Source organism: Nocardia sp. NPDC127579, from assembly GCF_042672005.1.
Lineage (GTDB): Bacteria > Actinomycetota > Actinomycetes > Mycobacteriales > Mycobacteriaceae > Nocardia.
Genome location: NZ_JBHXVZ010000001.1, coordinates 98,522 through 123,402 on the forward strand (window position 1 = coordinate 98,522; position 24,881 = coordinate 123,402).

The window sequence follows — 24,881 nt, forward strand, 5'->3', positions numbered from 1 at the left end:
CCGCAGACTCCGCGCGCGCGGACCTGGCGTCTCGGGCGACCTCAGCCCTCCAACACCGCATAGAGTGCGCGTAATTCACGCAGACCCGCCGCGGCCATCGACTCGTCCTCGCTGCTCATCCGCATGGCACGGCGCAGCAGGGTGGGGTCCAAATCATCTAGGGCCGGGCAGAATTCGGGCTTCGGGAGATCCGGAAGCACCGCTTCGTCGCCGTAGGGGTCGGCTGATTCCGCCGGCTGCGGATCGCGTTCGATACCGGCGATCAGGGTGTCGAGGTCCAGGCCGCGCAGGGTGAGGATCTCGCGCGGGCGCTCGTCCAGCCGTTCGGCGAGCAGGTAGCAGACTGCGGCCACGTGTTTGCACGGCCAGCCCGGATCAGGGCAGGTGCATTCGAAATCCAGGTCGGCGGCGGTGGTCGGCAGCAGCAGCGGGCCCAGGCCGATGGGCAGCGCGCCGGAGGCGATATCGGCGAGCATGCCGGGTGCGGCGCGAATGGTGTCGATCAGCAGATCGAGTTCCTCCTCGCGCAGCGCACGGACGGCGAACACCGCGGTGAACGGACGTGGTTGGCTCCCTTGCACTTCCGCGGTCACCGCGCCCGGTTCGATGCGATAGCTCACCACCTGACCGGAGCGGGCGTAGGTGCGACCGCGTGCCAATCGCCCCGGTTCGGCCATCGCCTCCACCGCTTCGATCAGCGCCTTGCCCCACCAGGTGCGGCCGAATCCACCACGGCGACTGCGGGCTTCGACGCCACCGCGCACCGGCAGCCGTTTTCCGTACTTGCTATAGTCGGTCATTCGCCCACCGCTTCCGCACCGAGGGTGAACAGCTCACGCAGCTCGTCGGTGCTCAACTCGGTGATCCAGTTCTCCCCCACGCCCACCGCCAGCTCGGCGAGATGCCGTTTGCCGTTGATCATCTCGTCGATCCGCTCCTCGATGGTGTCGACGCAGACCAGCTTGCGGACCTGCACATTGCGCTGCTGCCCGATCCGGTAGGCGCGGTCGGTGGCTTGGTTCTCCACCGCCGGATTCCACCAGCGGTCCAGGTGCACAACATGATTGGCCGCGGTGAGATTCAGACCGGTGCCACCGGCCTTGAGCGAGAGCAACATCAGCGGCGGCCCGTCCGCGGACTGGAACCGCTCGACCATGCTGTCGCGCCGCCGTTTGACGACGCCGCCGTGCAGGAACGGGATCTCGGTGCCGAAGCGCTCGGTCAGATAGGGGGCGATGATCTCGCCGAACTCGCGGAACTGGGTGAACAGCAAGGCTTTCTCACCGTCGGCGAGCACCGACTCCAGCACATCCTCGACCAGGGCCAGTTTGCCCGAGCGGTGGTTGCCGCGCAGCAGCACGGCGGACCCGTCGCCCAGGAAGTGCGCGGGATGGTTGCAGACCTGTTTGAGCCGGGTCAGCGCGCCGAGCACCGCGCCCTTGCGCGCCATTCCCTTGGCGCCCTTGATCTTTTCCAGCATGTCCTCGACGACGGCCTGATAGAGCGCGGCCTGCTCCACGGTCAGATTGGCGCGCACCGTGATCTCGAGCTTCTCCGGCAGATCGGAGATGACGGCCGGATCGGTCTTCACCCGGCGCAGTACGAACGGCTGGGTGAGGAACCGTAGCCGCGAGATCGCGTTCTGGTCGCGTTCCCGCTCGATCGGCACCGCGAAGCGGGCACGGAAGGTCTGCGGGGTGCCCAGCAATCTGGGCTGCGCGAAGTCCAGGATGGAGCGCAGCTCCTCCAGGCGATTCTCCACCGGAGTTCCGGTGAGGGCCAGGCGATGTCGAGCCGGCAGGGCGCGAGCGGCGCGGGCCTGGCGGGTGTTGGCGTTCTTGATGTGCTGCGCCTCGTCCAGCACGATGCGCTCCCACGCCTGGCGACGGAACTCCTCGAGGTCGCGGGCCAGCAGGGCATAGGTGGTGATCACCAGGTCGGCCGCGGCGACGGCCGCGTCCAGTTCCGCGCCGGAACGACGGCCGACGCCGTGATGCACCAGCACGCGCAGGCCGGGGGTGAATCGCTGCGCCTCGCGCTGCCAGTTGCCCACCACCGACATCGGGCACACCAGCAGGGTCGGGCCCGGATCCGCCTGTCCCGCAGGGGTTTCCCGCTCGTGGGCGAGCAGGGCGAGCACCTGCACGGTCTTGCCGAGGCCCATATCGTCGGCGAGTACCGCGCCGCAACCCATCCGGTTCATGGTGGCCAGCCAGGACAGACCCCGCTGCTGGTACGGCCGCAATCGCGCGCGCAGGCCCGCCGGCGCGGCGACGGGTTCCGGATCATGTTGCCGTTCCAGGATTTCCGCGGCCCAGCCGGTGGCGGAGACCTCGGTGACCGGCACCTGGGCAACCTGACCGCCGGCGAGTTCGCCGAGCATGTCGGCCAGAGTGATCGGCGAGGTGTCGGAGTGCGCGGCGACGTAGCGTGCCGCCGCGGCCAGCACTCGGTGATCGGCCTGCACCCATTCGCCCCGCAACTGCACCAGATCCGATTTCGAGCGCACCAGACGCTCCATCTCGGCCTTGGTGAGCACCGTGTCGCCGAGCGCCAATTCCCAACGGTAGGAGACCAATCCGCGCATGCCGACGGTACTCTCGGCGGCCGGGACCGCACTGGTGACCTGGAGGCGCAGCGACGGCTCGGTGATGTTCCAGGCGCGCGGCAGCAGCAGTTTGACGCCCGCCGCGCGTAATGCGTGCGCGCCGTGTTCGACCAGATCGGCCACCACGGCGGTGGGTAGCAGCAGGTCCATGGTGTGGCCGTCGGAGGGCAGATCGCGCAACCGCGGGTAGGCCCGGCGCGCTTCGCCGAGTTTCTCGGCGGCGGTGTGCACCAGGCTCGGATCACCGTGCAGCGGAATCGGAACCGGGGCCTCGCCCTCGGTGCGCAGGCAGACTTCGAGCCGCCACAATGGAAGTTCCTCGTCGCCGTCGGGTTCGAGCAGACGCAGCACCAATTCGGGCTCGTCGACGGTGAGGCTGGCCCGCCAGCGCTCCAGCATCTCCGACAGCTGGTGGCTGCCCGCCTCGAGATCGGTATCGCCGAGCAGCGCGGCCAGCAGTGGATGCGTGGGCACGGGAGCATCCAGGAGTTCGCTGACGATCGGATCGGTGAGTTCGGCGACAAGATCGTCGAGTACGGCAGCCGGGCGACCCGCGACCCGCAGCGCGGGCGGCATCGCCACCGACAGTTCGGCCAGCCAGGCACGCTGGCGGGCGCCACCGAGCAGCCGCCAGCGCGGCCACCACTGCCCGTCTTCCCGGCGCAATTCCGGTACCACCCGCCCGGCCCGGGCCCACCGTTCGATACCGGCGGCGACGTGGGCCAGGAAGCGCAGATCCCCCGCAACCTGCCCGGCGGGCAGGCGTTGGCGCAGCGCGGCGGCGGCTGCCGCGGGCGCCATGGCGTGGGCCTGCACCTTGGCGCGTTCTCCGGCGAGCAGCACCTCCGCGCGGTGGCGCCACCTGGCGGCCCGCAGCGCACTGCCCAGTGGATCCGGCAAATCCTCGGGCACCACCGTGTCGGTCCACAGCAGCAACCCGGAACCCGGTGACCACAGCCCGTGCAGCATCCGCCCATCCAATCAGGTGCCACCGACAGCTTCCAGGTCGCGTCCGCGGATTCCTGGATTTCTCCGCCCGGTCAGCTCATAATTGAATATCCGCTGGTCATAGCATCAGATCCGCTAATTCGCGGTAATACCCCAGCCTAGAAAGGCAGGGCAGCAGCATGACGATTCTGCTCCAGGTACTCGAGCAGAGCTATACGCCGACGACTCCGTGGGAGCGGCGCAAATTCACCTTCGTCGATGCGGGGAAGATCGTCGGCATGCGCTTGGACGGTCAGTCCGGTGTGTGGCTGGATCTCTCGCGGCCCGGTGAATCACAGCGTCTGGCGCGCACCCCGGCCCCGGCCGACGCCATCACCTTCCTGCTCGCGACCTTCGCGAAGATCGCCGAGTGCCAGGAGCGCGGCGGCTCGTGGGTGATCGGGCACGACGGCGCCCGGCACCAGACGATCGGGGCGACCCGATTCCCGCCGCAGGCGGTCGAGTCGGCCGAGGACGAGCTGCTCACCCGCGCCTGGATGTAGCCGCACTCCGGATGTCGGTGCCCGCGGGTAGAACTGGGCCCATGGGCATTCGGGGATGGCTGGTGGTGGCGCTGCTGCTCGCGCTCACCGCCTGTGTCCGCGGTGACGAGCCGGTCGCGCCGGCGCCGGGCAGCCCCTCCCGGGCTCAGGTCGAGCAGCTGCTCGCCTCGGTCCGCGTGATCGCCGAACGGCCGCATCCCGGCGGCTACGAACGCGGCTGTGATCCGGGGCAGGCGTGCGTCTTCGGCGCATCGTGGACCGACGATCACGACGGGCCGGGCGGTCACGACGGGTGCGACACTCGAAACAATGTGCTGGCCGGGCAACTCACCGACGTGGCCTTCCGGCCCGGCACGCGGGATTGCGTGGTCGTGTCCGGCACTCTCGACGATCTGTACTCCGGCCGTCGACTCCCCTTTACCAAGGCGAAAGCCCGCGAGATCCAGGTCGATCACGTGTACGCGCTGGCCGCCGCCTGGGATATGGGAGCGTCGGCGTGGCCCGCCGAGCGCCGCGTGGCCTTCGCCAATGACGTCGATCTCGAATTGCTGGCCACCGACGCCGCTGTCAACCAGTCCAAACGCGACAGCACCCCGGCCGGCTGGCTACCACCGGCCCGGGCCAACCATTGCTTCTACGCGGGCCGCTACCTCACCGTGGCGGTGCACTACGACCTCCCGATCACCGCCGCCGACAACGCGGTACTGGCCGATCTCGCCCGCGGGTGCCCGTGAACCGATGCGGGAGCGGTCATTCGGCGCCGGTGGCGACGGGACGCTTGGGGTCGTTGGACCACTGCGACCAGGATCCGGGATAGAGCGCGGCGTCGATGCCGGCGGTGGCGAGCGCGGCGATCTGGTGTGCGGCGGTGACGCCGGACCCGCAGTAGACGGCGACCGGGCCCGAACCGAGGCCCGTAAAGCGTTCGCGCAGCAGATCGACGGCGTGGAACCGGCCGTCGCTGTCGAGATTGTCGGCGGTCGGCGCGCTGACCGCGCCGGGGACGTGTCCCGCGCGCGGATCCACCGGTTCGACCTCGCCGCGGTAGCGTTCGCCGGCGCGGGCATCCAGCAGCAGGCCCTCCCAACCGGCGACGGCATCGGCGTCGACCACGGGCAGATGGCCCGAGCTCAGGACGACATCGCCGGGTTCGGGATCGGGTTCGGCACCCTGGGCCAGCGTGCCGCCCGTGCGCTGCCAGGCCGGGAGGCCGCCGTCGAGAATGCGGACGTCCTCGAGGCCGGCCCAGCGCAGCAGCCACCACGCGCGGGCGGCGGCCATGCCGCCGGTGGCGTCGTAGACCACCACTGCCTCACCGACGCGAATTCCCCAGCTGCGCGCGCATTTCTGCAACTGCGCGACTTCGGGCAGCGGATGGCGGCCGCGCGCCGGTGAGGCGGGAGCGGCCAGTTCGGTTTCCAGGTCGACGAAGATCGCGCCGGGGATGTGCCCGTCCAGATAGTGTTGGGGCCCGTCCGGATCGCCGAGCGCCCAGCGCACATCCAGGAGACGAACCCTATTGTTCGCCAACGCTTCTCGAAGTTGCTCCGGCGAAATCAGTACGGCGCCCAATCCAGCTCCTCGGGTCGAAGTCCGCTGCTTGTCGTCCGATGCTACGTCTGTGCCGGGCGGGCGGCGCGGTGGGAGGCATACCGTTCGTGCTGCTGCACCCGTTCGGCGGCAACGGCGCGTGCTGGTTCCGGTCGGGTCACTGGCCGCCCGCACCTGATTCAGACCAGTTTCGCGGGAGTGGACGCGGACACGGCGGTGGGCTCGGGGCAGGATTCCGGCAATGTCCAAGGTTTCCGCGCCCGCCGCAGCCGATCCGTCCGCCCCCGAGGTGGGCCTGGGACAGCCGATCGGCGCCGGGGTGGTGACGGCGCTGGTCGGGTTCACCAGTTCGTTCGCGGTGGTGCTGGCCGGATTGACGGCCGTCGGCGCGGATTCGGCGCAGGCGGCGTCGGGTCTGCTCGCGCTGTGCGTCACCCAGGCGATCGGGATGATGCTGCTGAGCTACCGGTATCGGATGCCGATCACGCTCGCGTGGTCCACGCCGGGCGCCGCGCTGCTCGCGAGTACCGGCGCGGTGAGCGGCGGGTGGGCCGCCGCGGTGGGTGCGTTCGCGCTGACCGGCGTGCTGATCGTGATCACCGGGTGGTGGCAGCGACTGGGTGAGCTGGTCGCCGCGATTCCGGTGGAGATCGCGCAGGCCATGCTGGCGGGGGTGCTGTTGCCGATGTGCCTGGCGCCGGTGCAGGCGGTGCGCACCAGTCCCGCCGTGGTGGTCCCGGTGATCCTGGTGTGGCTGGTGCTCCAGCGCTTCGCCACACGCTGGGCGGTGCTGGCGGCGTTCGTCACTGCGGCCGTGGGCGCGGCGATCAGCATTGTGGTGCGGGATCGGCCGCTCGCGGCGTCGGCGCTCGTGCCGACGGTGGAATTAACGCTGCCGCAGTGGAATTGGCAGACGATGATCGGCGTGGCGATCCCGCTGTACATCGTCACCATGGCCTCGCAGAATATTCCGGGCACGGCGGTGATGAAGTCCTTCGACTACCGGGTGCCCTGGCGGTCCGCCATGACGGTCACCGGGATCGGTACCGCGCTCGGCGCGCCCGCGGGCGGGCACGCGATCAATCTCGCCGCGATCAGCGCGGCGCTGTCCGCCGCGCCCGCCGCCCACCCGAACCCGAGGCGCCGCTGGGTTGCCGCCTGCACGGCGGGCGCCGCCTATCTGGTGCTGGCCCTCGGCTCGGCCGCTCTGGTCGCCGTGGTGGCCGCCGCGCCCTCGGGCACCTTGGAAACCGTTGCGGGCCTTGCCCTCCTGGGGACCTTGGCCGCCGCCGTCGCCGGTGCGCTGCGCGCCGAGGAACACCGCGAAGCCGGAATCGTCACCTTCCTGATCGCGGCCTCCGGAGTCGGCTTCCTCGGCGTCGGCGCGGCCTTCTGGGCGCTACTGGCCGGACTCCTGGTCCGCTGGGTCCTCACACCCCGGCCATGACAATGCTCATGACCACCGCGGAACGGCTGCGGGCAGCCGCGCCCGATACAGATGAATCCGACTGCGACCAGCACCAGACCTGCGGCCGAGAATTCGACGTGGGCTATTTCAACGCATAAGCGGCATGGATCGCATCGGTGAGCGCCTGCTCTTGACCGGGATGCAACGAACCGATTCGGCGTCCCAGAGCAGTAGCGGGAATCGTCGTCACCTTGTCCAGCAGCACGACGGATTCATGAGCGATACCGTTCGAGGCATCCAACCGCACTTCCGTGGGAATGTCGCGGATAGTGCTGGTAATCGGCGCGACGGTGACCGTATTGAGCACCGGCCGTGCAACATCGCGGGTGAGTACGAGCACGGGCCGGGATTTGGTCCCCAGTTCGGCCACATGAATCGGCCTCACTGCTCGTCACTCCAGACCGACTGCTCCGCGGCAGCCAGGAATTCGTCTAGATCCTCGTCGTCCCCATCCGGGATGGCCTGGTAGCCCGCCACGATAGCTTCACCGATGACGCGGTCGCGATAATGCTCGAGCGCGGCGGCAACGAGCGCGGCTCGGGAGGAGCAGTGCTGAGCAGTCACCTCGGAGTCCATGAAGGTGACCAGCTCGTCAGGAAGTCGGACAGTGATCTGCTTGGACATACCGAGTATGATACCAACTTGGTATTGCATTTGGGATTCAGCTGCGGCTGGGTACCCCGGCCGTAACCGGTTCCGGCTCGGCCCGCCGGGCCAGGCCGCCCAACCGGGTGTGATTGAAGAGCAGGTTCAGGGCGAAAGCTGTTCCCGCACCCAGGGTTACACCGCTGGTCAGCAGGATCTGCGCGGACGAGGGGAATTTCGCGAACATCTCGCCCGCCATCTCCGGGAGCAGCCCGATACCGACCGCGGCGGCCACGATGGTGGCATTGATCCGATCGGAAAGGTCGGCGCGCAGCAGGGTTTGGACGCCGACCACGGTGACGGTCGCGAACAGCACCAGCCCGACCCCACCCACCACCGGCTTGGGCACCGCCGCCACCACCGCCCCGAAGCGGGGCACCAGGCCGAGCACGATCAGCAGCACGCCGCTGACCGCCGTCACATAGCGGCTGAACACCCGGGTGGCCGCCACCGAACCCACATTCTGATTGAAAATGGTGTCGACGAACGCGGTGAAGACACCGCCGAGCACACCCGAGAGCCCGTCACCCACCAGGCCGCGCGCCAGATCCCCCTTGCCGATCGGCTTGCCGGTGATCTCGCTGAGCGCGAGCATGCTGGCCGTGGACTCCGCGAACACCACCGCCATGACAATGCTCATGGCCACCACCGCGGTCACCGGAAACTCCGGCGAGCCGAAATGGAACGGCCGCGGCACGCCGAGCCACGCGGTGCCGCCGATGCCATCGGCGCTGACCAGTCCCATCGGGATCGCGATCACGATGCCCGTGACCAGAGCGATCAGCACTCCGAGCTGCGACCACACCCCCCGCCCGACACAGATGAACCCGACCGCGACCAGCACCACGACCGCGGCCAGGCCGATATGCGACGGCGCGGCGAAACTCGGCGCCTTCGGATCGGTTCCGATGATCAAACCACCCGCCACGCCGATCAGGGAGACACCGACCACGGTGAGCACGGTGCCGGTGACCAGCGGCGGAAAGAACCGCACCACCCGCGCGAACGGATACGCCAGCGCGACGCCGACCACGCCGCCGACCAGCATCGACCCGTACACCGCGTCGAGACCGTACTCCTTGGCGATCAGGATCATGGGATTCAACCCGACGAAGGTGGCTCCGCAGATGATCGGCAACCGCGCGCCCGCGAGTCTGCCCACACCCAGGCTCTGGATCAGGGTGATGATCCCCGCGACCAGCAGGTCGGCGCTGATCAACAAGCCCACCGTCGCCCGATCGAGCCCCGCCGCCGCGCCGAAGACGAGCGGGACCGTGATACATCCGGTGTACATGATGAGAACGTGCTGGATACCGAACGCCAGCTGCCGCCCGAACGGCAATCGGGTATCCACGGGGTGTGCTGCTACTGCCATGTACTAGAGGTATCCGGCACGCGTTACGCGCGCCCGATGCTGCGTGTTTCTCCCAGGTGACACCTGCTCAGCCGCGGCTGAGCAGGGTGAGCGGGTCCTCGAGGAGGCCGGCGACGGTGGCGAGGAAGCGCGCGGCGAGTTCACCGTCGACGAGGCGGTGGTCGAAGCTGAGGCCCAGGGTGGTGACCCAGCGGACGGCGAGTTCGTCGCGTACGACCCAGGGGCGTTTGGCGATGGCGCCGAGGCAGAGGATGGCGGCTTCGCCCGGGTTCACCAGCGGCACACCGGAATCCACGCCGAAGACACCGACGTTGGTGATGGTGAAGGTGCCGCCGCGCAGGTCGACGGGTGTGGCGCTGCCGGAGCGGGCGGTGTCGGCGAGCCAGCCGAGTTCCTTGCACAGATCGCGCAGGCTCGCCGACTCGGCGTCCTTGAGATTGGGCACCAGCAGGCCGAAATCGGTGGCGACCGCGATGCCCAGATTCACCGAGAACCTGGTGATGATCTCCTGATTGGCTTCGTCCCAGGCGGAGTTGATCGCCGGGAAATCGTTGATCGCGACCAGCACGGCCTTGGCCACCAGCGTCAACGGGGTCAGAGTCAGGCCCTCGAAGGATTTGGTGGTGCGCAGATGATCGAGCATCTCCATCGACGCGGTGCAGTCGACGGTGATGAAGGTGCTGGCCTGCGGGATGGTGCGAGCACTGGCCACCATGGCGGACGCGATCCGTTTGCGGACCCCGCTGACCGGGGTGCGTTCCTCGCGCCCGCGCGGCTGATCGTGTCGCGGTGCGGGGGTGGCCACGCCGGGCTTGCGCGGCTGCGACACCGGAACCGAACCGCGCACGTCCTCCACGGTTACCGCGCCGTCGGGACCGGACCCGGCGATGAACCACAGGTCGATCCCCAATTCCTTGGCGAGCTTGCGGGCCGCGGGGGTGGCCGCGGCCCGGGCGCCGTCGGGTCTGGGCGGAATCGACTCGGCCGCATCACTTTCCACCGCCGGACGACGACGGCGCGAGACGGTCTCCCCCTCCGGCCCGTACCCCACCAGCACGGAGGTGCGTGCACCGTTGGCGGGTGCGTCCTGATCGCTGCGCACCCGGATGAGCGGCGCACCCACCTCGACCGTGTCGCCCGGCTCGGCCAGCAGTTCGACCACGACCCCCGCGAACGGACACGGCAGCGCCACGACCGCCTTGGCCGTCTCCACCTCCGCGATGGTCTGGTTCAGTTCGACGGTGTCGCCGACGGCCACCGCCCAGGATTGCAGTTCGGCGTCGGTCAGTCCCTCGCCGAGATCCGGTAGCCGGAACTCCAGGACGTTGCTGTCGGGCACGGGCGGCACCTCTCAGGCGGCGAGCGAACGGTCGACCGCGGCCAGGATGCGATCGGGATCGGGCAGGTGGTGTTTTTCGAGCTTAGCCGGGGGGTAGGGGATGTCGAAGCCGCCGACGCGCAATACCGGGGCCTCCAGGTGATAGAAGCACCGTTCGGTGATCCGGGCCGCGATCTCGGCGCCGAGCCCGCCGAACACCGGTGCTTCGTGCACCACAACGAGCCGGCCGGTCTTGGTGACCGAGGACTCGATGGTGTCGAAGTCGATCGGCGAGAGGCTCCGCAGATCGATCACCTCGAGCAAATGTCCCTCGGTTTCAGCGATTTTCGCGGAGGTGAGTGCGGTGGCGACCGTGCCGCCGTAGGCGACGACAGTGGCGTCGGTCCCGGTCGCGCAAACCCGCGCGCGATCCATCGGCAGCTCCGGCTCGGTGCCGAAGTCGACCTCGGCCTTGTCCCAGTAGCGCCGTTTGGGTTCGAAGAAGATCACCGGGTCGTCCAGGGCGATCGCCTGGCGGATCAGGTGATACGCGTCGGCGGGTGTGCTCGGCGCGACCACGCGCAGGCCAGCGGTGTGCGCGAAATACGCCTCCGGTGATTCGGAGTGGTGCTCCACCGAACCGATACCGCCGCCGAAGGGAATGCGGATCGTCAAGGGCGCCTTGACCTTTCCCTGGGTTCGGTAGTGGATCTTGGCGACCTGGGAGACGATCTGATCGAAGGCCGGGTAGACGAACCCGTCGAACTGGATCTCACAGACCGGGCGGTAGCCGCGCAGCGCCATGCCGAAAGCCGTTCCGACAATCCCGGATTCGGCCAGCGGGGTGTCGACGACGCGGTTGTTGCCGAAGTCCTTCTGCAAGGTGTCGGTCACCCGGAACACACCGCCGAGCCGGCCGATGTCCTCGCCCATCAGCAGGACCTTCGGATCGTCCTCGAGGGCTTTGCGCAGACCGGCGTTGAGCGCGGCGGCGAAGGTGGTGATCATGGGCGGGCTCCTTCGTGCACGGGTACCGCGCCAGGATCGCCGGTCAGGTACCGCAGATACTCGCGCCGCTCTTCGGTGACGAGCGGATGCGGGGTCGAGTAGACGTGTTCGAACAGCTCGGCCGGCGCCGGATCGGGCATCTCGATGGTGGCGGTGCGCACCTGTTCGGCGACGGTGTCGGCCCGCTCGGCGACCGAGCGCTCGAACACGCTGTCGTACAGGTCTTCTCGCTCGAGCAGGCGGCGCAACCGGTCGATCGGGTCGCGGCGCTTCCACTCCTCGGTCTCGGCGGCCGCACGGTAGCGGGTCGGATCGTCGGCGGTGGTGTGCGGGCCCATCCGGTAGGTCAGCGCCTCGATGAAGGAGGGGCCGCCGCCGCTGCGCGCCCGGCCGACCGCCTGACGGGTCACCGCCAGCACCGCGAGCACGTCGTTGCCGTCGACCTGGACACCGGGTATCCCGTAACCGTAGGCGCGGCGCACGATCGGGGTCGCGCTCTGCACCCGTACCGGTGCGCTGATCGCCCACCCGTTGTTCTGGCAGAAGAACACCACCGGCGCGCTCCAGCTCGACGCGAAACCCAGCGCCTCGGCGATATCGCCCTGGCTGCTGCCGCCGTCGCCGAAGTAGGTGAGGGTCGCGATCTCGGCGCCGTCCAGGTGGGCGGCGTAGGCGTAGCCGGTGGCGTGCAGGCCCTGCGCGCCGACGACGATATTCGGGTTGGTCATCCGCACCGCCTCGGGATCCCAGCAGGAGTGGGCGGCGCCACGCCAGAGCCGGGTCAGCTCACGCGGATTCACGCCGCGACAGTAGGCGACGGCGGCTTCGCGATAGCTACAGAACACGTAGTCGTCGGGGTGCAGTGCGCGGGCCGAGCCGACCTGGGCGGCTTCCTGGCCGAGCAGCGGGGGCCACAGTCCCAGCTGCCCCTGCCGTTGCAGCGCGGTCGCCTCGGTATCGATCCGGCGGCTGACCACCAGATCCTCGTACAGCGCGCGCAATTCGGCCGGGCCGATGTCGGCGACCAGGGCGGCATGCTCCCGATCGAGGACGCGGCGGCCGTCGGGCTGGATCAACTGGACCGGATACGCGGGTTTGTCGGGCACCGGGATCGCCTCCTACCACGGACACCGAGCATTGTGTGCTCTACCTCACAGCATGCCCGGACAGGCGAAGTGCGCAAGTGGCACGGAACGCCCTGAGCAGAATGCTCAAAAGTTCGGGCGGGATCGGTGTCATACTGCGCATATGTCCAGTAGAGAACCCGCCGACCCGACCTTGGACGCCACCGACGCGCGACTGCTGTTGGAGTTGGTCGCCAACCCGCGCGCCACCGGCGTCGAGCTCGCCACCCGACTCGGCCTGTCCCGCAATACCGTGCAGGCGCGGCTGACGCGCTGGGAGGCCAGCGGCGTCCTCGGCAGCTTCGAACGCCGGGTGCGCCCACGCGCTCTGGGCTATCCGCTGTCGGCGTTCGTGGCGGTCGTCGTCGACCAGCATCAACTGGACGCGGTGGTGGATGCCCTGGCCGAGGTACCCGAGGTCACCGAGGTGTGCGGCATGACCGGGCTGACCGACCTGACCGTGCGGGTGGTGGCGCGCGACGCCGACGACCTGTACCGGATCGCCGGGCAGATCCTCAAGATCCCCGGCGTCGAACGCACCAATATGGCCCTGGTCATGCGTGAACTGGTCGGCCCGCGCACCGCACCGCTGCTGGAGCGCCTCGCCGCCGGAAACCCTTGACCTTCGGCACCCCGTAGGGTGCGGGAATGGAGATTTCGGGCAAGGTCGCGATTGTCACCGGGGGCGGCGCGGGGATCGGGGCGGCGCTGGCACGGCGGCTCGCGGACGGCGGGGCGCGGGTGGTGATCGCCGACCTGGATTCCGCCGGCGCCGCACGGGTAGCCGAATCGATCGGCGCGCATGCCGTCGCGGTCGGCGGCGATGTGTCCGACGAGCAGGTGATCGCGGGCCTCATTGCCCGGGCCGAGGCCGAATTCGGGCCGGTGGACCTGTATTTCGCGAACGCCGGTATCGGTGGCGGGCCGGGGCTGGACAGCACCGACGAACAGTGGTCGGCCGCACTGGAAGTCAATGTGCTGGCCCATGTACGGGCCGCGCGCCTGCTGACGCCCGGCTGGCTGGAACGACGCAGCGGATACTTCGTCACCACCGCGTCGGCGGCGGGCCTGCTCACCCAGATCGGTTCCGCGCCGTACTCGGTCACCAAGCACGCCGCGGTCGGATTCGCCGAATGGCTGTCGGTCACCTACGGGGACAAGGGCATTCAAGTCAGCTGTGTGTGCCCGATGGGTGTGGACACCCGACTGCTGAAGGGCGATCTGATCCCGGACCACCCGGAGGCCGCGGAACTCGCCGTCAAAGCTGTGCGGACCGCAGGCGCTGTCCTCACACCGGAACACGTAGCGGAGTCGATCGTCTCGGGTGTCGCGGCGGAAACCTTCCTCATCCTCCCGCACCCGGAGGTCCTGACCATGTACCAGCGCAAGGGCACCGACTACGACCGCTGGCTCGACGGCATGCGGCGCTTCCAGACGATGCTGGGCGCATAGGCAGCGGTGCGATGTCAATCGACTATCAAATCTCGCGCGGGCCTGCGCCTTTCTCGGCATCGACGTATAACAATCGGTGGCGTGAAGCTTCGTACCTTCGATGAACTCGCCGATGTCGATGACCCGGCCTGGCCCGACCTCCAGGATGACCTGGCCACCGCGACGGTCTCCGTCGCCGTCCTGCCGGTCGAAGCCAGACGCGCGCAGGAAACCCTGCGGCGGCTACAGGTAACCGCACGCTCGACACTGGGCGCGCTCGCCCTGCACACCGGCGGTCTGCTTCTCGACCAAGGCTGGCTCCGAATGCTCGGCGGCGGACATTCCGAATTGCCCGATATCGCCACCATGAGCGAGATCGGCGCCCAGCACGACAGCGGAGTTCCACCGTCACTGGTCGTTGCGCTGGATGTGCTGGGCGGCCAGTTCGTGATCAACGGCGGTGGCCTGCCCGCGAATCCGGGTGACGTCTGCTATCTCATGCCCGACAGCCTGACCTGGGAATCAACCGGCTTCGGCCATTCGGCGTTCGTAATGTGGGCGCTCAACGGAGGTTTGGCCGATCTCTACGGCGGGCTGCGCTGGCCCGGATGGGTGGACGAAGTACGGCCGCTGTCACCCGGGCAGGGGCTGTCTATCTACCCACCGCTGTGGAGCGCCGAGGGCGACGATATCTCGGCGACCAGCCGAACCACCTGCCCGCTGACCGAACTCACTCGCCTGCACCGCGACGTCGCATTGCAGTTCGACGACCGAACACGAAGTGCCCCGGCGAAATCCGAGCCGAAACGCTTCTGGCGCCGCCGCTAGACGACCGGTCGAGCAACCAGGGCGGCGGCCGCGGTGCGGATGACCTCCGGGATCTCGATCGGCTTGCGGGTCTGCGAATCCACATAGACGTGGACGAAGACACCCTTCGCGGCGAGTTCCAGACCGTCGGGGGTCTCGCGGAAGATGGCCAGGTCGTAGGTGATGCTGGAGCGGCCCAGGCGGGAGATCCGCAGGCCGACCCGCAGCTGGTCCGGGAAACTGATCGAACCCAGATACTGGCAGGAGGTCTGGGCGACCACGCCCAGCGCGGGCAGGTCACGGATATCGGTGCCGGTGGCCTGCATCAGCCACGCGTTGACCGCGGTATCGAAGTACGAATAGTAGGTCACGTTGTTGACGTGACCGTAGTGGTCGTTGTCCGCCCACCGCGTCGGCATCGGCCACAGGACCGGATACTGCTCACTCACCCGGCCGACGATAGCGGAGCGGCCGCGGCCCCCTGCCGGTGGTCACGCGGGCTGACGCCGAAGTGCCGCTTGAACGCGGCGCTCAGCGCGAACGCACTGCCGTATCCGACCTTGCCCGCGATCGACTCGATGGTCGAGTCGGTTTCCTGGAGCAGGTCGGCGGCCAGCGCCAGCCGCCACTCGGTGAGAAACGCCATCGGCGGCTCGCCGACCAGATCGGTGAACCGACGAGCCAGCGCCGCCCGGGACACCCCGACCGCCTCGGCCAGCCCGGCCACCGTCCACCCGTGCGCCGGATTGTGCTGGAGCAAGCGCAGGGCCTTGCCGACCAGCGGATCGCTGTAGGCGTGGTACCAGGCCGGGGCCTCGTGCCGGGCGAACCAGGCGCGCAGCGCGGCGATCAGCACCAGATCGAGCAGGCGGTCCAGGACCGCGCTCTGGGCCGGTTGGTCCTTGGTGGCCTCGTCGGCCAGCAGATCGAGCAGGCGGGTGTCGAGATCGCCGTGCGGCAGCACGAGCACCGGCGGCAACGCGCGCAGCAGACGCTGACTGGCCGCGCCCGCGGACTCGTAGGTGCCGGTGACCATCACGGCGGCGCCCTCGGGATCGGTGCCCCACTGACGGGTGCCGAGACTCAGTGTCTCGCAAAGGATCTCACCATCGGGCGTCTTGGTGACCTGGCCCGGATGAATGATGATCTGCGGCTCGGTGGCCGGGTCGTCGGCGACCGTATACGGTTGCGGCCCACGGAAGATCGCCACCTCGCCGGCGGTGAGCGGGCGCGGATCGGAGCCGTCGGCGAGGATCCAGGCGCTGCCGCGGACCATCGACACCACCGTCAGCGGGGCCTCGTCCTGGATCCGCAGCGACCACGGCGGGTCCAGCAGGGAGCACATGACGAACGCACCCCGGGCGCGTGGACCTTCGAGCAGGCTGGCGAGCGCATCCACACATCCACTGTAGACGCGACCACGTGATCGCGAACGGTCGCGCGACCCGGGCTCTTCCGCTGGATACACGCAGAACCGGGCGCTCGCGGTACCGGAGCCGGGTGCCCGCAGCGCGCGGTCACGGGCAGCCCGGCCTTCCGCCGAACAGCGGGACCGAAGTCGGCGTGGGGTGCGCGGTGCGTCGGTACCGTCTAGTGATGCTGGCTTCGACGGTGGGTCCTCGGCTGCGGCGGGCGCGGGCGGCAGTGTTCGCCGTCTTCGCGCTCAACGGATTCCTGCTGGCCCTTTGGGTCGTGCACATTCCGGTCATCACCGACCGGACCGGAGTCGCCAAATCGACGCTGGGCACGTTCATCCTGATGCTGGCGGGCGCGGGCATCGTCGGCATGCGAATCGCGGGCCCGCTGGCCGACCGGTTCGGCAGCCGCACGCTGGTCGGAGCCGCCGCCGCGATCACCTCGCTCACCGTGCTCGGCCCCGGCCTGGCCACCGGCCCGGTCGCGCTCGCCATCGGGCTGGCCTGCTTCGGTTTCGGCAACGGCGCGCTGGACGTGTCGATGAACACCCAGGCGGTGCACGTGGAGCGGGCCTACGGGCGGCCGATCATGTCGGCCTTCCACGCGCTGTTCTCCGGCGGCGGTTTCCTGGGGTCGGTGCTGGGCGCGGCCGCCCAGCGCGCGGACTGGGACGTACGCCTCACGTTGGGCCTGGCGGCGGTGGTCTGCCTGGGGCTCACCGCGGCGCTGCTGCCGCTGCTACTGCGTGACACCAGGGCGGTCGCCGAGGCCGTCCAGGTCGACGAGGTGTCCGAGCCCACTGCGCCCCGGATGTCCCGGCGCACCCGAAAAGTGCTGGCGCTGGGTCTGATCGCGTTCGTGCTGCTGCTCTGCGAAGGGGCAGCGGCGGATTGGAGCGCACTACAGGTCCGTGAACACTTGGATGCCGACGAGGCCACGGCCGCACTGGCTTTCGCCGCGTTCTCGTTCACGATGACCGCGGGCCGTTTCGCCACCGACCGCATCGCGGGTGTGTTCGGCCGGGTGGCGGTGGTCCGCTACGGCAGCCTGATCTGCGCGTTCGGGCTCGGGCTGATCATCGTCTCCCCCTGGGCCGCGACGACGCTGTTCGGCTGGGCGCTGTGCGGTATCGGCCTGTCCGGCGGTATCCCTCAGATATTCACGGCGGCAGGCAATCTCGGCTCCCGCACGGCGGCGACCGATATGTCGCGGGTGTTCGGTCTCGGCTATCTGGGCCTGCTCGCGGGCCCGGCCGTCATCGGCTGGCTCACCGCGTTGGTCCCACTGACCACCGCACTCGCCGCGCCCCTGCTGCTCCTGCTGCTGTGCGCCTGGCAGGCCGGTGTGGTGGCGCCGCCGAGAGACCGGGTCACGGCGTGAGTTCCAGCTCCACCATGGGCACCGTGTCGATACCCCGGCCGGTGGCCTCCTGAATGATGCCGCCCAGTTCGCGGTACGCCGCCGGGTGCCGAATCTTGTAGTCCGCCAGCACATTCGCGGCTTCGGTCCGGTCGAGGACGCGGGCCACGGCGGGCACGCGCCGCCGGAAACCGATCCAGACATGACACTCGGGCGTGACCAGCAGGTTGCGGTACCACTGCGACGAGGCGCCGAAGCCGGACGCGATGACGATCCGGTCCGGGCTGGGCCGCGCCACCGTCTCCAGGGCGACGTAGCGCGCCGCGCCCGAGGTCCGGCCGACGTGCTCGAGCAGCAGCAATCGCGAGCCGAACAGGAACCCGAGACCGGCCCGGAACAGGCCGATGGGTGCGCGCACGAACCAGCGCGTCCGCAGCAGACGCGCGCCGACACTGGTCATGGGTTCGACGCTAACAGCCCGGCGGACCCCAATGGCGCAGCGACGCAGCCTACTTCGGCGCGACCAGACAGAAGGTCAGCGGTTCCGGCTCCGGGAAGACGAAGGTGTTGTCCACCGCGCCGACCGCGCCGCACGCCGACACGGCGGCTGCTCCCCGGACGATCCGGCCGACCTTGAAGTCGGCGAGTCCGGTGCACTCCACTCTCGTGCTGGCCCGGGACGAACCGCCGACGAAACAGTCGCCCTCGGCGGCGTTCAGGCGCAGGCAGAGCGTGAACTCGGTGCCGCCGTCCTGGTAGTAGCTGGCGTAATCCTTTGTCGCGCAGTCGGCGTCGGCGCCGTCCAGCCGCTGCGCCACCACGTAGTTGGCCGTGGGGTCGGCACAGTCCGCCGGGGTGAACTTCGCCTCGGCCGGGCTGCCGGACAGGGTGCCGCATTCGCCGATCGCGATGCTCGGCCCGCTCCCCCGCAGCAGCCAGAACACTCCCGCCACCAGGAACAGCACCACCACGGGGGCCACGACCTTCACCCAGCCCATGACCTTGTCGCGGGGAGTCGGCGGCGGAAACGGGGACGGAGGGTACGGATATCGCGGCGGCGGGCCGTAATTCGGGGGCATGGTCATGCGTTTGTCTCGGGCAACTCTCAGACACAGACGAAGCGGCCCTCCGTTCGGAAACGGAGGGCCGCAGCGTCGAACCGGCTACAGCGCTTTCAGTTCCTCGGTGACCGCACCGACGGACTTCTTCGCGTCGCCGAACAGCATCGAGGTGGTGTCAGCGTAGAACAGCGGGTTGTCGATGCCCGCGAAACCGGAGTTCATCGAGCGCTTGAGCACGATGACGCTCTTGGCCTGATCCACGTTCAGCACCGGCATACCGTAGATCGGGCTGGAGCTGTCCTCGCGGGCCGCCGGGTTGGTGACGTCGTTGGCGCCGATCACCAGGGCCACATCGGTCCGGCTGAATTCGCCGTTGATGTCGTCCATTTCCTTCATGGCGTCGTAGGAAACCTCGGCCTCGGCCAGCAGCACGTTCATGTGACCGGGCATGCGGCCCGCCACCGGGTGGATGGCGTACTTGACCTCGACGCCCTTGGCCTCGAGCAGCGCCGCCATCTCCTTGACCGCGTGCTGCGCCTGGGCGACGGCCATGCCGTAGCCGGGCACCACGATGACCTGGTTGGCGTAGGCCATCTGGATCGCGGCATCGGCCGCGGAGGTGGCCTTGGCCTGCTTCTGCTCGCCGTCGGACGCACCGGGAGCGGTACCGCCGCCGCCGAACCCACCGGCCACGATCGCCGGAATGGACCGGTTCATCGCCTTGGCCATCAGGTTGGTCAGGATGGTGCCGGACGCGCCGACGATCATGCCCGCCACGATCATGGCGGTGTTGTTCAGCGCCAGACCCGCCGCGGCGGCCGACAGACCGGTCAGCGCGTTCAGCAGCGAGATGACCACCGGCATATCCGCGCCGCCGATCGGCAGCACCACCATCAGGCCGAGCACGCCGGCCGCGAGCAGCAGCAGCACCATCGTCCACCAGGGCGCGCCACCGTCGGCGGCCCGGATCCCGATGAGCACCGCGGCGCCCACCGCGACGAGCAGCAGCAGCAGGTTCAGCGGCTGCTGCAGTTTGCCGATGCCGATCGGGCGGCCCGGCAGGGTCTCCTGCAGCTTGAGGAAGGCGATCAGCGAACCCCAGAACGACACCGAACCGATGATCGCCGCGAACAGCGAACCCACGATGATGTGCACCGTCGGGGACTCGCCGTGCTTGAACGCGGAAAACCCGGTGGTGTCCAGGAATTCGGCCCACGCGATGAGCGCGACGGTGCCACCGCCGACGCCGTTGAAGGCGGCGACCAGCTGCGGCATCGCGGTCATCTTGGTGCGCAGCGCCGGCGGAATGCCGAGCGCGACACCGACGACCAGGCCGCCGACGATCAGGATCCAGTTGCTGGTGTCGCGCACCGAGATCAGGGTCGCGACCACCGCGAGGAACATGCCCACCGCGGCGATCCAGTTGCCGCGCACGGCGGTCTTCGGCCCGGTCAGGCCCATCAGGCCATAGATGAAGAGCGCGAAGGAGACGATGTAGAGAATATTGACGAGATTGTCCATGGCTTACTTCTCCGCCTTCTCGACGGCGGTGTTCTTCTTGCCCTTGAACATGCCGAGCATGCGGTCGGTCACCACGAAACCACCGATGACGTTCAGGGTTCCGAAGACCAGCGCCACGAACAGAATGATCTGGATGCCGAGGGAGGGATCCTCCATCTTGCCCAGGGTGACCAGCGCGCCGAGCACGACGATGCCGTGAATGGCGTTGGTGCCCGACATCAGCGGCGTGTGCAGGGTGTTGGGCACCTTGGAGATGACGGCGAAGCCCACGAACCCGGACAGCACCAGGATCGCGATATTGGCCAGAAGTCCGGTGTACATCAGGCGTCCACCTCACGAGTAACGCAGGAATCCGCGAGCACCTGATCGGCGAAGTCGGGGGCGAGTTTGCCGTCCACCAACATCAGTTCCAGCAGGGCCGCGATGTTCTTCGAATACAGCTCGCTGGCATGCTCGGGCATGGTCGCGGGCAGGTTCAGCGGCGAGCAGATGGTGACCTCGTGCTTGACCACGGTCTGGCCCGGTTCGGTCAGCTCGCAGTTGCCGCCGGTCTCACCGGCCAGGTCGACGATCACGCTGCCGGGCTTCATGCCCTCCACCGCGGCAGCGGTGACCAGGCGCGGTGCGGGGCGGCCCGGGACCAGCGCGGTGGTGATCACCACGTCGAAGCCCTTGATCGCGTCCTCGAGCGCCTGCTGCTGCTTGGCCTTCTCCTCGTCGGTGAGCTCGCGGGCGTAGCCGCCCTCACCGGCGGCGTCGATGCCGAGATCGAGCCACTGCGCACCGACCGAGCGCACCTGGTCGGCGACCTCGGGACGCACGTCGTAGCCGGTGGTGCGCCCGCCGAGCCGCTTGGCCGTGGCCAGCGCCTGCAGACCGGCGACACCGACGCCGAGCACGAGCACGGTCGCGGGCTTCACGGTGCCCGCGGCGGTGGTGAGCATCGGGAAGAACCGGGTCGATTCGGAGGCCGCGAGCAGCACGGCCTTGTATCCGGCGACATTGGCCTGTGAGGACAGAGCGTCCATCACCTGCGCGCGCGAAATACGCGGGATCGCCTCGACGGCGAAGGCCTGCACACCGGCGGTCTTCAGCGCGCCGATCTGGTTGTCGGCGTTACGCGGCGCGAGGAACCCGATCAGCGTCTGCCCGGCGGACAGTCGCGCCACCTCGGCGTCGGTCGGCGGGGCGACCTTGACGACCACCTCGGCCGACCAGGGATCGCCGATGGTCGCGCCGGCCGCGACGTAGGCCTCGTCGGGGATGAGCGCGCCGAGTCCGGCGCCCGCCTCCACGACGACCTCGACGCCCTGCTTCTGCAGCGCCGGAATGATCTTGGGCACCAATGCGACACGTCGCTCGCCCGCGCTGGATTCGCGAACGACTCCGACACGCGCTCCGTGCGGCGACGAATCGCCGACGTTTTGCGTTGTCTCCACTTGTCAGACTTCCTTACTCGAACTGGCTCAGCGTTACCCACGACGTGGTGCTGGTGTGCGTGACGTCGGTAAACGAGGGCTGGACGATGCTACTTGTGAGTAAGTTCGTCCAAATCCTCGCAACTGTACCCGGGCTGGTGTGAGGGTAGTTGAGACGCCCCTCACGCGATGGTGGCGAAAATCCGCTCCTCGTTCCCCCGATCGCCTTCGCGATCGGCTCGCCACCTCGCCTTCGTATAGTCGTCGGCGCAGGTGGACGCCACAAGAGCGCACCTACCGGTCGGATACTTACCCTGAGGTGGGCTGGCAGGTCAGAGCGCCGCCGCGGCACCAAGAGTGACGTGCGTCATGTCGAATGGCGCTTTCGGCTGTTCGGCGGCGGCTGTACGCCGTATGGTCTGGCCTGTGAGTGAATGCGTCTTCTGCCGCATCGTGGCGGGTACCGCGCCGGCGACCACGGTCTACGAGGACGACACCCTGTGCGCCTTCCTCGACATCCGGCCCATCGCACGCGGGCACACCCTGATCATTCCCAAGACACACGCCGCCGAACTCGAAGACCTCGACGCCGACACCGGCGCGCGCATCTTCCGGGCCGGACATCGGCTGGCCCTGGCCATGCGGCGCAGCACCCTCGCCGCCGACGGCGCGAACCTGGTGATGAACGACGGCAAAGCCGCGTTCCAGACCGTCGCGCACGTCCACCTGCACGTCATCCCCCGTCGGCACGGCGACACCCTCAGCTTCGCCAAAGGCTTTCTGCTGCGCCGCCCGCACGATCCGGAGGGCACCGCCGCGGCAATCCGGGCCGGAATCGCCGCGCTGGCCACCGAAGACACCGACCCCGTGGAAGGAACCCAGGCATGACCTTCGATCGAGATGAGCTGACCACACTGCTCGGGCAGCAGTGGGACGCCATCGCCGCACTGGTCGACGGCCTGCCCGAAAACCGGTGGCGCACACCGTCGCCGCTGCCCGGGTGGACCGTGTTCGATGTGGTCGCGCACGTGGTGGGAACCGAATCCTGGCTGCTGGGCGAACAACCGCCCGCACATGATCCGATGCGGCCCAAAACCGATGTGCGGACCCTGCCGCATGTGCGCAACGAGGTCGCGGTGCTCAACGAGATCTGGATCGATCGGCTGCGGCCGCTGCCGGGCGCCCGGCTGCTCGAACTGTTCGGCGAGGTCACCGATCGGCGGCGCGCGGCACTGGCGAAGCTGAGCGACGAGGAATGGTCGGTGCCGACACAATCGCCGATCGGGCAGGTGCCCTACGCGCGATTCATGCGGGTGCGGCTGTTCGACTGCTGGATGCACGAACTCGACGTGGCCGACGCGCTCGGGGTCAGCGTCGACGAGGGCGGCAGGCGCGGGACGGTGGCGTTCGAGGAGTTCCTGGTGTCGCTGCCGCGGGCGATCGGCAAGCTCGGCAAGGCACCGGACGGGTCGCGGATCGAGCTCGAGCTCACCGGCCCGCAGACCCGCACGCTCCGCGTTCAGGTGGACGGACGAGCCGGGTACGTGGACTCCTTCGACGGGGACCCGACCGTCCGGATCGGCTTGAACTCCAGTCTTTTGGTACGGCTCGGCGGCGGGCGCACCACCGCCGACGCGCACTCGGACGAGATCGAGATCGCGGGTGACGAGGAGCTCGGCCGCCGCCTGGTGCGCAATCTCGCGTTCACGCTCTGATGCGGCTGTTCCTGGCGAGCTACCGCTTCGGCGCACACGCCGACCGGCTCGCCGAGCTCGTCGGCACGCCCGGCCGAGTCGCGGTGATTCCCAACGCCTGTGACGCCTGGCCGGACTACTGGGAGTCGGCCGTCACCAGCGACCTCGTCCCCCTGCGCCGCCACGGTTACTCACCCGAGATTCTCGACCTCCGCGACTTCATCACGCGCCCAACGGAATTGGAGCGCACCCTGCGCGAATACCCACTCCTGTGGGTCCGCGGCGGTAACACCTTCGTCCTGCGCGCCCAATTCGCCCGCAGCGGAGCCGATCTCGTCCTGCCCCGGCTGCTGGCCGAGGACGCCCTCGTCTACTCCGGCTACAGCGCCGGCGCCTGCCTCCTCACGCCCGACCTGCACGGCCTGGAATCCAGCGACGACCCCGCCGAAGTCCGGCCCACCTGCGGCATCGAACCTCTCTGGGACGGACTGGGTCTCGTCGACCACCGCATAGTCCCGCACGTCGACTCCGCCCTCGACCCCGACGACTTCGGCAACCGCCTCGTCGCCCAGTACACCGCCGCGGGGCTCCCACACTGGGCACTGACCGACGACGGAGTCGTGGTGGTCGACGGCGACTCCCCCGAACTCCTGGCCTGACCGGGCACACGGCAGCGAATATCGCCAGGAGTTGATCTCGTCCAGGAGCATTCCGCGACATGGCCCAGAGGTCTCGGCCACGGTCACCCTGCGCAACCTCGACACCGTACCGAGACCCGCACCACCCAGTACGACGGCCACTACGGCTGGCACGGAGATCGGCGGCCCCGCCGACGCCGCACCCCTGGCCAACCTCGCCTACACTCGCCGCGGCCTGCCGCCTTCTTCACCCTCGAGGGTGCGGGCCGCGGTCCAGGTCAGCACCAACCCCACTCCGCCCGAGGTCGTCATCGACGCTGCTCCGGATCCGCTGGCAATCGCGCTGCGGCTCAATCCGGTTCGCGGTGAACCCGGCGCCGCCACCCTCGCGGCGCAGTCGACCTCGACGACGCCGATGAAATCCTCGCCGGCCCGGTCGCCTGGCTCTTCGGCAACGAGGCCCACGGCCTGGCCCCCGCGTGCCCGCCCCGTACTGAACGGCATCCTGATCCCCGGCGGGCGCGGCACGAAACGTGGCACCCGGTCGATGGCGTCGCGGTAGGCGGGCCGGCCTTCGAGGCTGCGGGTTTCCATCATCGGGGCCACCGCAGGTCGACGCGCCGGGGCGGCCGCTGACCCAGCGGATCGGGAATCTGCCCGATATCGGGTCGCTGGTCTCCGGCGGGTGAGCGGCCGTCGACTGTGCAGCGGCCTGGGAAACGCCACCGTCATCCCGATGTGGGCCGGATCGGCGAAATCCGGTGCCGGTCGCGCTCGGGCCGACACCGCGGCGGATCGGCGCGAGAAGGTGCCGCAGGGTGTCCCGCCTGTCAGGGTGGGGCGCCCGTCAGGGTGGGGCGCCCGTCAGAGTGGGGCGCCCGTCAGAGTGGGGCGCCCGTCAGAGTGGGGCGCCCGTCAGAGTGGGGCGCCCGTCAGAGTGGGGCGCCGC

At 69.0% G+C, this 24,881-nt stretch carries 26 protein-coding genes and 1 pseudogene; 11 read left to right on the forward strand and 16 right to left on the reverse strand.

Annotated features, from left to right (window positions below; all coding sequences use genetic code 11):
* Positions 1–41: 41 nt before the first annotated feature.
* On the reverse strand, positions 42–800 hold the full coding sequence (locus tag ACFVMC_RS00570) for an SWIM zinc finger family protein (protein ID WP_379205665.1): 759 nt from the start codon (positions 798–800) through the stop codon (positions 42–44).
* The gene (locus ACFVMC_RS00575; RefSeq protein WP_379205666.1) at positions 797–3,577 is read right to left on the reverse strand and encodes a DEAD/DEAH box helicase; all 2,781 of its coding nucleotides are present in this window, start codon (positions 3,575–3,577) and stop codon (positions 797–799) included. The genes ACFVMC_RS00570 and ACFVMC_RS00575 overlap by 4 nt, the downstream gene beginning before the upstream one ends.
* Positions 3,578–3,735: 158 nt before the next feature.
* Here ACFVMC_RS00575 and ACFVMC_RS00580 point away from each other — a divergent pair, with 158 nt between their 5' ends.
* Positions 3,736–4,098, forward strand: coding sequence for a hypothetical protein (locus ACFVMC_RS00580; protein WP_379205667.1), 363 nt, complete (start codon positions 3,736–3,738; stop codon positions 4,096–4,098).
* A 41-nt stretch (positions 4,099–4,139) separates the two neighbouring features.
* Positions 4,140–4,832 (forward strand): HNH endonuclease family protein, encoded by a 693-nt coding sequence (locus tag ACFVMC_RS00585; protein ID WP_379205668.1) that lies wholly within the window; start codon positions 4,140–4,142, stop codon positions 4,830–4,832.
* Positions 4,833–4,848: 16 nt separating this feature from the next.
* On the opposite strand, the gene ACFVMC_RS00590 is transcribed toward ACFVMC_RS00585, so the two are convergent.
* Complete coding sequence (locus tag ACFVMC_RS00590) at positions 4,849–5,670, reverse strand: sulfurtransferase (protein WP_379205669.1); 822 nt, start codon at positions 5,668–5,670, stop codon at positions 4,849–4,851.
* Positions 5,671–5,890: 220 nt separating this feature from the next.
* On the opposite strand from ACFVMC_RS00590, the gene ACFVMC_RS00595 reads away from it, so the two are divergent.
* A complete protein-coding gene (locus ACFVMC_RS00595; protein WP_379205670.1) occupies positions 5,891–7,096 on the forward strand; it encodes a benzoate/H(+) symporter BenE family transporter in 1,206 nt (401 codons plus the stop codon).
* A 103-nt stretch (positions 7,097–7,199) separates the two neighbouring features.
* Here ACFVMC_RS00595 and ACFVMC_RS00600 read toward each other — a convergent pair whose 3' ends face one another.
* From ACFVMC_RS00600 to pdhA, 6 genes are all read right to left on the reverse strand, one after another.
* Entirely contained in the window at positions 7,200–7,502 is a 303-nt protein-coding gene (locus ACFVMC_RS00600) for a type II toxin-antitoxin system PemK/MazF family toxin (protein ID WP_379205671.1), read from the reverse strand.
* Positions 7,499–7,741 (reverse strand): ribbon-helix-helix domain-containing protein, encoded by a 243-nt coding sequence (locus tag ACFVMC_RS00605; RefSeq protein ID WP_379205672.1) that lies wholly within the window; start codon positions 7,739–7,741, stop codon positions 7,499–7,501. The genes ACFVMC_RS00600 and ACFVMC_RS00605 overlap by 4 nt, the downstream gene beginning before the upstream one ends.
* Before the next feature lie 37 nt (positions 7,742–7,778).
* On the reverse strand, positions 7,779–9,137 hold the full coding sequence (locus ACFVMC_RS00610; protein ID WP_379205673.1) for a nucleobase:cation symporter-2 family protein: 1,359 nt from the start codon (positions 9,135–9,137) through the stop codon (positions 7,779–7,781).
* Between the two features lie 67 nt (positions 9,138–9,204).
* Positions 9,205–10,476: a dihydrolipoamide acetyltransferase family protein gene (locus tag ACFVMC_RS00615; RefSeq protein ID WP_379205674.1), complete on the reverse strand. Its 1,272-nt coding sequence runs from the start codon at positions 10,474–10,476 to the stop codon at positions 9,205–9,207.
* A 12-nt stretch (positions 10,477–10,488) separates the two neighbouring features.
* A complete protein-coding gene (locus ACFVMC_RS00620) occupies positions 10,489–11,463 on the reverse strand; it encodes an alpha-ketoacid dehydrogenase subunit beta (protein WP_379205675.1) in 975 nt (324 codons plus the stop codon).
* A complete protein-coding gene (gene pdhA / locus ACFVMC_RS00625; protein WP_379205676.1) occupies positions 11,460–12,569 on the reverse strand; it encodes a pyruvate dehydrogenase (acetyl-transferring) E1 component subunit alpha in 1,110 nt (369 codons plus the stop codon). The genes ACFVMC_RS00620 and pdhA overlap by 4 nt, the downstream gene beginning before the upstream one ends.
* Before the next feature lie 142 nt (positions 12,570–12,711).
* On the opposite strand from pdhA, the gene ACFVMC_RS00630 reads away from it, so the two are divergent.
* From ACFVMC_RS00630 to ACFVMC_RS00640, 3 genes are all read left to right on the forward strand, one after another.
* Positions 12,712–13,209 (forward strand): Lrp/AsnC family transcriptional regulator, encoded by a 498-nt coding sequence (locus tag ACFVMC_RS00630; protein WP_379205677.1) that lies wholly within the window; start codon positions 12,712–12,714, stop codon positions 13,207–13,209.
* 26 nt (positions 13,210–13,235) lie between these two features.
* Entirely contained in the window at positions 13,236–14,039 is an 804-nt protein-coding gene (locus ACFVMC_RS00635) for an SDR family oxidoreductase (RefSeq protein ID WP_379205678.1), read from the forward strand.
* An 81-nt stretch (positions 14,040–14,120) separates the two neighbouring features.
* Positions 14,121–14,846, forward strand: coding sequence for a DUF2625 family protein (locus ACFVMC_RS00640; protein WP_379205679.1), 726 nt, complete (start codon positions 14,121–14,123; stop codon positions 14,844–14,846).
* Here the strand turns inward: ACFVMC_RS00640 and ACFVMC_RS00645 are convergent.
* Positions 14,843–15,244: an acyl-CoA thioesterase gene (locus ACFVMC_RS00645; protein WP_379207742.1), complete on the reverse strand. Its 402-nt coding sequence runs from the start codon at positions 15,242–15,244 to the stop codon at positions 14,843–14,845. The two genes, ACFVMC_RS00640 and ACFVMC_RS00645, sit on opposite strands and share 4 nt — an antisense overlap.
* A 26-nt stretch (positions 15,245–15,270) precedes the next feature.
* Positions 15,271–16,224: an AraC family transcriptional regulator gene (locus ACFVMC_RS00650; RefSeq protein ID WP_379205680.1), complete on the reverse strand. Its 954-nt coding sequence runs from the start codon at positions 16,222–16,224 to the stop codon at positions 15,271–15,273.
* A 197-nt stretch (positions 16,225–16,421) separates the two neighbouring features.
* Here ACFVMC_RS00650 and ACFVMC_RS00655 point away from each other — a divergent pair, with 197 nt between their 5' ends.
* A complete protein-coding gene (locus ACFVMC_RS00655) occupies positions 16,422–17,621 on the forward strand; it encodes an MFS transporter (RefSeq protein ID WP_379205681.1) in 1,200 nt (399 codons plus the stop codon).
* On the opposite strand, the gene ACFVMC_RS00660 is transcribed toward ACFVMC_RS00655, so the two are convergent.
* The 5 genes from ACFVMC_RS00660 to ACFVMC_RS00680 form a co-directional block, all read right to left on the reverse strand.
* Positions 17,611–18,060: a nitroreductase family deazaflavin-dependent oxidoreductase gene (locus ACFVMC_RS00660; RefSeq protein WP_379205682.1), complete on the reverse strand. Its 450-nt coding sequence runs from the start codon at positions 18,058–18,060 to the stop codon at positions 17,611–17,613. The two genes, ACFVMC_RS00655 and ACFVMC_RS00660, sit on opposite strands and share 11 nt — an antisense overlap.
* 49 nt (positions 18,061–18,109) lie before the next feature.
* Complete coding sequence (locus tag ACFVMC_RS00665) at positions 18,110–18,685, reverse strand: hypothetical protein (protein WP_379205683.1); 576 nt, start codon at positions 18,683–18,685, stop codon at positions 18,110–18,112.
* A 78-nt stretch (positions 18,686–18,763) separates the two neighbouring features.
* Positions 18,764–20,182 (reverse strand): NAD(P)(+) transhydrogenase (Re/Si-specific) subunit beta, encoded by a 1,419-nt coding sequence (locus ACFVMC_RS00670; protein WP_379205684.1) that lies wholly within the window; start codon positions 20,180–20,182, stop codon positions 18,764–18,766.
* Between the two features lie 3 nt (positions 20,183–20,185).
* The gene (locus ACFVMC_RS00675; RefSeq protein ID WP_379205685.1) at positions 20,186–20,503 is read right to left on the reverse strand and encodes an NAD(P) transhydrogenase subunit alpha; all 318 of its coding nucleotides are present in this window, start codon (positions 20,501–20,503) and stop codon (positions 20,186–20,188) included.
* Entirely contained in the window at positions 20,503–21,621 is a 1,119-nt protein-coding gene (locus ACFVMC_RS00680; protein WP_379205686.1) for a Re/Si-specific NAD(P)(+) transhydrogenase subunit alpha, read from the reverse strand. The genes ACFVMC_RS00675 and ACFVMC_RS00680 overlap by 1 nt, the downstream gene beginning before the upstream one ends.
* A gap of 405 nt (positions 21,622–22,026) precedes the next feature.
* Between ACFVMC_RS00680 and ACFVMC_RS00685 the strand changes: the two genes are divergently transcribed.
* The 4 genes and pseudogenes from ACFVMC_RS00685 to ACFVMC_RS00700 all read left to right on the forward strand — a co-directional run.
* Positions 22,027–22,488, forward strand: coding sequence for an HIT family protein (locus ACFVMC_RS00685; protein ID WP_379205687.1), 462 nt, complete (start codon positions 22,027–22,029; stop codon positions 22,486–22,488).
* Complete coding sequence (locus ACFVMC_RS00690; protein WP_379205688.1) at positions 22,485–23,315, forward strand: maleylpyruvate isomerase family mycothiol-dependent enzyme; 831 nt, start codon at positions 22,485–22,487, stop codon at positions 23,313–23,315. The genes ACFVMC_RS00685 and ACFVMC_RS00690 overlap by 4 nt, the downstream gene beginning before the upstream one ends.
* Entirely contained in the window at positions 23,315–23,953 is a 639-nt protein-coding gene (locus ACFVMC_RS00695; RefSeq protein ID WP_379205689.1) for a Type 1 glutamine amidotransferase-like domain-containing protein, read from the forward strand. The genes ACFVMC_RS00690 and ACFVMC_RS00695 overlap by 1 nt, the downstream gene beginning before the upstream one ends.
* Positions 23,954–24,322: 369 nt before the next feature.
* Positions 24,323–24,419: pseudogene (locus ACFVMC_RS00700) on the forward strand (RNA methyltransferase); the annotation flags it as partial.
* Positions 24,420–24,881: the final 462 nt, after the last annotated feature.